Here is a 7360-nt window from a genome sequence, read left to right as displayed (position 1 = left end):
GCTCTCCCCCCTCGGTGCCGTCGCGTCCTCCCCTGACCTGCCGCCGTCCGCGCGAGGCGACCAGCGGACTTCTCCCGAGTCGTACGCCACTAATCCGCACGCCTGGCCGCACGCCGGTTCGGATGCTGGGATGCTGGGGGCGTCGTGGTGAGGAGCAGTCAAGTGCTGGGGGGCTACAGGGCCGTGGAGGACAGGGTGCGGGTCGTCATCGCCGAGGACTCGGTGTTGCTTCGGGAGGGACTGACCCGGCTTCTGACCGATCTGGGACACGACGTCCTCGCGGGCGTCGGAGACGCGGAAGCGCTGATCAAGACCATCGGGGACCTGGCGGCCCAGGACGAGCTGCCGGACGTCGTGGTCGCGGACGTACGGATGCCGCCGACCCACACCGACGAGGGCGTGCGGGCGGCGGTGCGGCTGCGCAAGGAGCACCCGGACATCGGGGTCCTGGTGCTGTCGCAGTACGTCGAGGAGCAGTACGCGACGGAGCTGCTCGCGGGGTCGAGCCGGGGCGTGGGCTATCTGCTCAAGGACCGGGTGGCCGAGGTGCGCGAGTTCGTGGACGCGGTCGTCCGGGTGGCCCGGGGAGGGACCGCGCTCGACCCCGAGGTCGTGGCGCAGTTGCTGGGCCGCAGCCGCAAGCAGGACGTGCTGGCCGGGCTGACGCCGCGTGAGCGGGAGGTCCTGGGCCTCATGGCCGAGGGCCGGACGAACTCGGCGATCGCCGGACAGCTCGTGGTGAGCGACGGCGCGGTCGAGAAGCACGTCAGCAACATCTTCCTTAAGCTCGGACTCTCCCCGAGCGTGGGTGACCACCGCCGGGTGCTGGCGGTTCTGACGTACCTGAGGAACTGAGCACGCGGGTCCTAGGACCGAAGGATGACTACGGAGCGTCGTCGAGCAGAACGCCGGGGGGCGAGTGAACTATGGCAAAACAGGGCAATAGTGCGTCTCACATCGGGGTCCAGTATGCGATTGACCCAGGGAAGGGCACCCTTACCGACGTAGGGTGGGCCCTGGGGCCACCGGCTGGCCGGCCGGCCCCGAGCAGCCGCCTCGAGGGAGGTCCAGTTCAGTGACCAGCCAGGTCAGTAGCCCGGCCGAGAAGGCCGACGGATCCGACGGCGCCGACGGTGCCGACGCAGCACACGACACCGTCGTCGGGGAACAGCGCAGCACTCCGGGCCGCGGGGCCTCCGACAAGGAGGTCCGCCGCCTGGACCGGGTGATCATCCGATTCGCGGGTGACTCCGGTGACGGAATGCAGCTCACGGGTGACCGCTTCACCTCGGAGACGGCGGCCTTCGGGAACGATCTGTCGACGCTGCCGAACTTCCCGGCCGAGATCCGGGCGCCCGCCGGCACCCTGCCGGGCGTGTCCAGCTTCCAGTTGCACTTCGCGGACCACGACATCCTGACGCCGGGCGACGCGCCCAACGTCCTGGTGGCCATGAACCCGGCCGCGCTGAAGGCGAACATCGGGGACGTGCCGCGCGGGGCCGACATCATCGTCAACACCGACGAGTTCACCAAGCGCCCGATGGCGAAGGTCGGCTACGAGACCTCTCCGCTGGAGGACGGCTCGCTGGAGGCGTACAACGTCCATCCGGTGCCGCTGACCACGATGACGATCGAGGCGCTCAAGGACTTCGGCCTGTCCCGGAAGGAGGCCGAGCGCTCCAAGAACATGTTCGCGCTCGGGCTGCTGTCCTGGATGTACCACCGGCCGACCGAGGGCACCGAGAAGTTCCTGCGCGCGAAGTTCGCCAAGAAGCCGCAGATCGCCGAGGCCAACGTCGCGGCGTTCCGGGCCGGCTGGAACTTCGGCGAGACCACCGAGGACTTCGCGGTCTCCTACGAGGTCAACCCGGCGACCCGGGCGTTCCCCCCGGGGACGTACCGCAACATCTCCGGGAACCTGGCCCTGTCGTACGGGCTGATCGCCGCCGGGCAGCAGGCGGACCTGCCGCTCTACCTGGGCTCCTACCCGATCACGCCCGCCTCCGACATCCTGCACGAGCTGAGCCGGCACAAGAACTTCGGCGTGCGGACCTTCCAGGCGGAGGACGAGATCGCCGCCATCGGAGCGGCGCTGGGCGCGGCGTTCGGCGGGCAGCTCGCGGTGACCACCACCTCGGGGCCCGGGGTGGCGCTGAAGTCGGAGACCATCGGGCTCGCGGTGTCGCTGGAGCTGCCGCTCCTGGTGGTCGCCATCCAGCGCGGCGGCCCGTCGACCGGTCTGCCGACCAAGACCGAGCAGGCCGACCTGCTCCAGGCGATGTACGGGCGCAACGGCGAGGCCCCGGTGCCGATCGTCGCGCCGCGCACCCCCGCCGACTGTTTCGACGCGGCCATGGACGCGGCGCGGATCGCGCTGACGTACCGGACGCCGGTGTTCCTGCTGTCCGACGGCTACCTGGCCAACGGCAGCGAGCCGTGGCGGATCCCGGAGATCGACGAGCTCCCGGACCTGCGCGTGCAGTTCGCGACCGGCCCGAACCACGAGCTCGCCGACGGCACCGAGGTGTTCTGGCCGTACAAGCGCGACCCGCAGACGCTGGCGCGTCCGTGGGCGGTGCCCGGCACTCCGGGTCTCGAACACCGCATCGGCGGCATCGAGAAGCAGGACGGCACGGGCAACATCTCGTACGACCCGGCCAACCACGACTTCATGGTCCGCACCCGCCAGGCCAAGATCGACGGCATCGAGGTCCCCGACCTGGAGGTCGACGACCCGGACCGCGCCAGAACCCTGGTGCTGGGCTGGGGCTCGACGTACGGGCCGATCACGGCCGCCGTACGCCGGCTGCGCGTCGCCGGGACGCCCATCGCGCAGGCGCACCTGCGCCACCTCAACCCGTTCCCCCGGAATCTGGGCGAGATCCTGGCGCGTTACGACAAGGTGGTCGTGCCCGAGATGAACCTCGGGCAGCTGGCCACCCTGCTCAGAGCGAAGTACCTGGTCGACGCCCACTCGTACAACCAGGTCAACGGAATGCCGTTCAAGGCCGAGCAGCTCGCCACGGCCCTCAAGGAGGCCACCCATGACTGAGGCGCTCTCACTGGTCCCCAAGGCCGAGGCCAAGCAGTCGATGAAGGACTTCAAGTCCGACCAGGAAGTGCGCTGGTGCCCCGGCTGCGGCGACTACGCGGTCCTCGCCGCCGTGCAGGGCTTCATGCCCGAGCTCGGACTGGCGAAGGAGAACATCGTCTTCGTCTCCGGGATCGGCTGCTCGTCCCGCTTCCCGTATTACATGAACACCTACGGGATGCACTCGATCCACGGCCGCGCGCCCGCGATCGCCACCGGTCTCGCGTCCTCGCGGCGCGATCTGAGCGTGTGGGTGGTGACCGGTGACGGCGACGCGCTGTCCATCGGCGGCAACCACCTCATCCACGCCCTGCGGCGCAACGTCAACCTGAAGATCCTGCTGTTCAACAACCGGATCTACGGGCTGACCAAGGGCCAGTACAGCCCCACCTCCGAGGTCGGCAAGATCACCAAGTCGACGCCGATGGGGTCGCTCGACGCGCCCTTCAACCCGGTGTCGCTGGCGATCGGGGCCGAGGCCGGATTCGTCGCCCGTACGGTCGACTCCGACCGCAAGCACCTCACCGAGGTACTGCGGCAGGCCGCCGACCACCCCGGCACGGCGCTGGTGGAGATCTACCAGAACTGCAACATCTTCAACGACGGCGCGTTCGACGCCCTGAAGGACAAGCAGCAGGCCGAGGAGGCGGTGATCCGGCTGGAGCACGGGCAGCCGATCCGCTTCGGCGCCGAGGGATCGAAGGGCGTCGTACGGGACGCGGCCACCGGAGATCTCAAGGTGGTGGCGGTGACCGCCGAGAACGAGTCGCAGGTCCTGGTCCACGACGCGCACGCCGCCTCGCCCACGACGGCGTTCGCCCTCTCGCGGCTGGCCGACCCGGACACGCTGCACCACACCCCCATCGGGGTGCTGCGCAGCGTCGAGCGGCCGGTCTACGACACGCTCATGGCCGATCAGCTCGATGCCGCCATCGAGCAGCACGGCAAGGGCGATCTGAGCGCGCTGCTCGCGGGCAACGACACCTGGACCGTCGTCGGCTGAATCCTTCCTTTCCGATACGCGAAGAGGGGCGCCCGGTCTCTGGACCGGGCGCCCCTCTTCGTTCCCGCGCACGCCCTCCCCGCGTCCGCGCGCCACCGGCTGTCATGACCGTCACGCAATACGGACATGACAAGCACGGCAGGTCGGCGTTACCTTCAGCAGATTGGTGTGCGCGCGTCGGGAGGGCCTGTGAAGTCGGTCAACGAACAGCGGTCGGGGTTGCTGTACGGCATCGGCGCGTACGGGATGTGGGGGCTCGTCCCCCTCTTCTGGCCGCTCCTGAAGCCCGCCGGGGCGATGGAGATCCTGGCCCACCGCATGGTCTGGTCGCTGGCCGTGGTCGGCGTGGTCCTCGTGCTGGTACGCCGGTGGGCGTGGGTCGGGGAGCTGGTCCGCCAGCCACGCAAGCTGGGGCTCATAGCCGTCGCCGCGAGCGTCATCACCGTCAACTGGGGGCTCTACATCTGGGCCGTCAACAACGGCCAGGTCGTCGAGGCATCCCTCGGCTACTTCATCAACCCCCTGGTCACCATCGCGATGGGCGTCCTGCTGCTCAAGGAACGCCTGCGGCCGGCGCAGTGGGCGGCGGTCGGAGTCGGCTTCGCGGCGGTGCTCGTACTGGCGGTGGGCTACGGGCGGCCGCCGTGGATCTCGCTGGTCCTGGCGTTCTCGTTCGCGACGTACGGGCTGGTCAAGAAGAAGGTCAACCTCGGGGGCGTGGAGTCGCTGGCCGCCGAGACCGCCGTCCAGTTCCTGCCCGCGCTCGGCTACCTGTTGTGGATCGGGTCGCAGGGGACCGCGACGTTCGGCGCGCAGGGGCCCGGCCACGCGGCGCTGCTCGCCGCCACGGGCATCGTGACCGCCGTGCCGCTGGTGTGCTTCGGGGCGGCGGCGATACGCGTGCCGTTGTCGACGCTGGGGCTGTTGCAGTACCTCGCGCCGGTCTTCCAGTTCGGGCTGGGCGTCGTGTACTTCCACGAGGCGATGCCGCCGGAGCGGTGGGCCGGCTTCTCGCTGGTGTGGGCGGCGCTGGCGCTGCTGACGTGGGACGCGCTGCGCTCCGCCCGCAGGGGGCGGGCCCAGGCGCTGCGGCTGGCGGCGGTCGCCGCCGGGGCGGCTGCGGCCGCCGGGACGGGCGGTCCGTCCGGCGACCCGGCGTCGGCGCAGCCCGCGCCGACGGCCAGGACGGCGGAAGCCGCGCCGGCGGCGAAGTCGGCGACCTAGCCCCCGGGCCGCCCGGCGACCCGGGCGCCATCGACTCCGGTCTCCCGGCCCGCGTCGCGGGTGAGTCCGGTGGGCATCAGGATCCTCCTCCGCCTGCTTCGCTCCCCTCGCCTGCCCCGCTCCGGGCCTGGCGCGCCCGGTGGGCCCGCGCCTTGCTCCGGTTCCCACAGCGCTCCATCGCGCACCAGCGGCGGCGACCGGGGCGCGAGGTGTCGACGAACAGCAGATGGCAGTCGTGCGAGCCGCATTCGCGGATGCGGTGGGCGTGCGGCCCGGTGAACAGGTCGACCGCGTCGCGGGCCACCGTCGACAGCAGCTGGTCCCCGGTGGCGCCCGGCGCCCACGCCCGTACGGCGCCCACGCCCGCGCCCACCTCGATGCGGGCGACCAAGGGCTCGCGCGCCGCCCGCTCGTTGACCACGTCCAGGTCGCGGGCGGCCAGGGCGCGGCCGTGGGCCCGGTCCCCCGCGAGCCGGTGAAGGGCGTCCCGCAGGGCGCGCGCGTCCGCGAGCTCGCCCGCGCCCACCGTGAGGTCGAGGCCGTCCGGCAGCCGGCTCCGCGCCGCCCAGCGCGCCAGGTCGGCCGGCTCGTGCAGCACCTCGTACCGGGCGAGCAGCCCGGGGCCGCCGGTCGGCAGCAGCTCAAGGCACAGGGCGCCCGGGTCGAAGAGGTAGGGGCGGCCTTCCGGCGTACGCAGGGTGAGGCCGGGCGAGTCTGTTGCGAGCTCAGTCACGTAACCACTATAACTGGTTAGCATGACACTGCACTGGAAGCTCGTCGTGGACGCCAACGACCCTCACGCGCAGGCCGACTTCTGGGCCGCCGCCCTCGGATACGCGGTGGAGGACAACGACGCGCTCATCGAGCGCCTCATCGGCATCGGCGCCGCGCCGCCGGAACTCACCGTGGAGTCCCACGGCCGCCGCGCATGGCGGGATCTGGTCGCCGTCCGGCATCCGGACGACCCGTACGACGAGGAGAGCGGGATGGGGCTCGGCCGCCGGATCCTCTTCCAGCGCGTACCGGAGCGCAAGGCGGTCAAGAACCGCCTGCACATCGACGTGCACAGCGAGCCCGGCACGCGGGACGCGGAGGTCGCCCGCCTGGAGACGCTCGGCGCGGCGGTCGTCCGCCACGTGAAGGAACCGGGCGGGGAATGGACGGTCATGAGCGACCCCGAGGGCAACGAGTTCTGCGTGCAGTGACAGCGCGGGCCGGCCCCGAAGCTCTGACTTGGCTCAAGTCGGGGTTGGCCCGCCCCGCCGGGCGGCATGGTCCCCCCATCAGCGACCGAACCGACGGGGGACCCGATGAAGGACGCCATACGCCCGGCCGGCGCGGCACTCGCCGCGTTCGCCTTTCTCACCGGTACGGCCGCCTGCGCCACGCCGACGGCTCCCGAGCCGCAGCGGACCCTGAGCGCGCCCTCCCGGCCGCCCGGCGATCAGCAGCTCGCCGAGGCGGCGGCCGAGGCCCTGAGCGACCCGGACGCACTCGACGAGGCAGGCACGTTCGTCCTGTCGGCCACCGGCGCCGTCGAGGGCACCGACAGCCGCAGCCAGATCGCTCCCGGCACTCCCCTGGTCGTCGAGGCGGCCTGCGTGGGCGAGGGCTCCGTGACGCTCACCGTCACCTCGGGCAGGGCGACCGCCCGGCAGCGCCTCGCCTGCGCCGGCACGCCGCACGCGCGGACCTTCGCCCTCACCACGCGTGCGGGCTCGATCGCCTTCACCGCCGACCGGGGGCCGGCCACGCGCGGCGGTCTCGCGTACCTCGCACGCCGTCCGGCATCCGAACAGCGCTGACCGGTTTCCGCTCTTGACGCACAGTCAAACTCTCGCTGAACATTCAGCACGCACAGCTCACGCACAGCCATGCTCAGCCCTGCGCACCACCAGCTCCAACGCCCCGCGCCGCCACCCGCGTCACGGGGCGTCTCGCACGTTCCGTCTGTCCCCGTACGGAATCCCGGAGCCCCCACATGAACCTCTCCCGTACCTCCCGCCTCTCCACTTCCAGACGCACCGCGGCCGCCGTCGCCC

7 protein-coding genes are annotated in these 7360 nt (G+C 71.4%); 6 read left to right on the top strand and 1 reads right to left on the bottom strand.

Features of this window, described 5'->3' with window-relative positions; all coding sequences use genetic code 11:
• Positions 1-195: 195 nt before the first annotated feature.
• The 4 genes from E2E34_RS28300 to rarD all read left to right on the top strand — a co-directional run bounded on the left by E2E34_RS28300 (position 196) and on the right by rarD (position 5318).
• Entirely contained in the window at positions 196-855 is a 660-nt protein-coding gene (locus E2E34_RS28300) for a response regulator transcription factor (RefSeq protein WP_138904733.1), read from the top strand.
• 220 nt (positions 856-1075) lie between these two features.
• Positions 1076-3052: a 2-oxoacid:acceptor oxidoreductase subunit alpha gene (locus E2E34_RS28295; RefSeq protein WP_138904732.1), complete on the top strand. Its 1977-nt coding sequence runs from the start codon at positions 1076-1078 to the stop codon at positions 3050-3052.
• Complete coding sequence (locus tag E2E34_RS28290) at positions 3045-4094, top strand: 2-oxoacid:ferredoxin oxidoreductase subunit beta (RefSeq protein WP_138904731.1); 1050 nt, start codon at positions 3045-3047, stop codon at positions 4092-4094. Before E2E34_RS28295 ends, E2E34_RS28290 begins: the two co-directional genes overlap by 8 nt.
• Before the next feature lie 189 nt (positions 4095-4283).
• Complete coding sequence (rarD, locus tag E2E34_RS28285; protein WP_138904730.1) at positions 4284-5318, top strand: EamA family transporter RarD; 1035 nt, start codon at positions 4284-4286, stop codon at positions 5316-5318.
• 76 nt (positions 5319-5394) lie between these two features.
• Here rarD and E2E34_RS28280 read toward each other — a convergent pair whose 3' ends face one another.
• Positions 5395-6075: a CGNR zinc finger domain-containing protein gene (locus tag E2E34_RS28280; protein WP_138904729.1), complete on the bottom strand. Its 681-nt coding sequence runs from the start codon at positions 6073-6075 to the stop codon at positions 5395-5397.
• Between E2E34_RS28280 and E2E34_RS28275 the strand changes: the two genes are divergently transcribed.
• Together E2E34_RS28275 and E2E34_RS28270 are read left to right on the top strand one after the other, a co-directional pair.
• Positions 6074-6523: a VOC family protein gene (locus E2E34_RS28275; RefSeq protein ID WP_138904728.1), complete on the top strand. Its 450-nt coding sequence runs from the start codon at positions 6074-6076 to the stop codon at positions 6521-6523. The genes E2E34_RS28280 and E2E34_RS28275 overlap by 2 nt on opposite strands.
• Before the next feature lie 105 nt (positions 6524-6628).
• Positions 6629-7123 carry a DUF6023 family protein gene (locus E2E34_RS28270; protein WP_138904727.1) on the top strand — a complete coding sequence of 165 codons (495 nt, stop codon included), beginning with the start codon at positions 6629-6631 and terminating at the stop codon, positions 7121-7123.
• Positions 7124-7360: the final 237 nt, after the last annotated feature.

It is taken from the genome of Streptomyces albidochromogenes (genome assembly GCF_005981925.1).
GTDB lineage: Bacteria > Actinomycetota > Actinomycetes > Streptomycetales > Streptomycetaceae > Streptomyces > Streptomyces albidochromogenes.
This window is presented reverse-complemented; position numbering and strand designations above follow the sequence as displayed.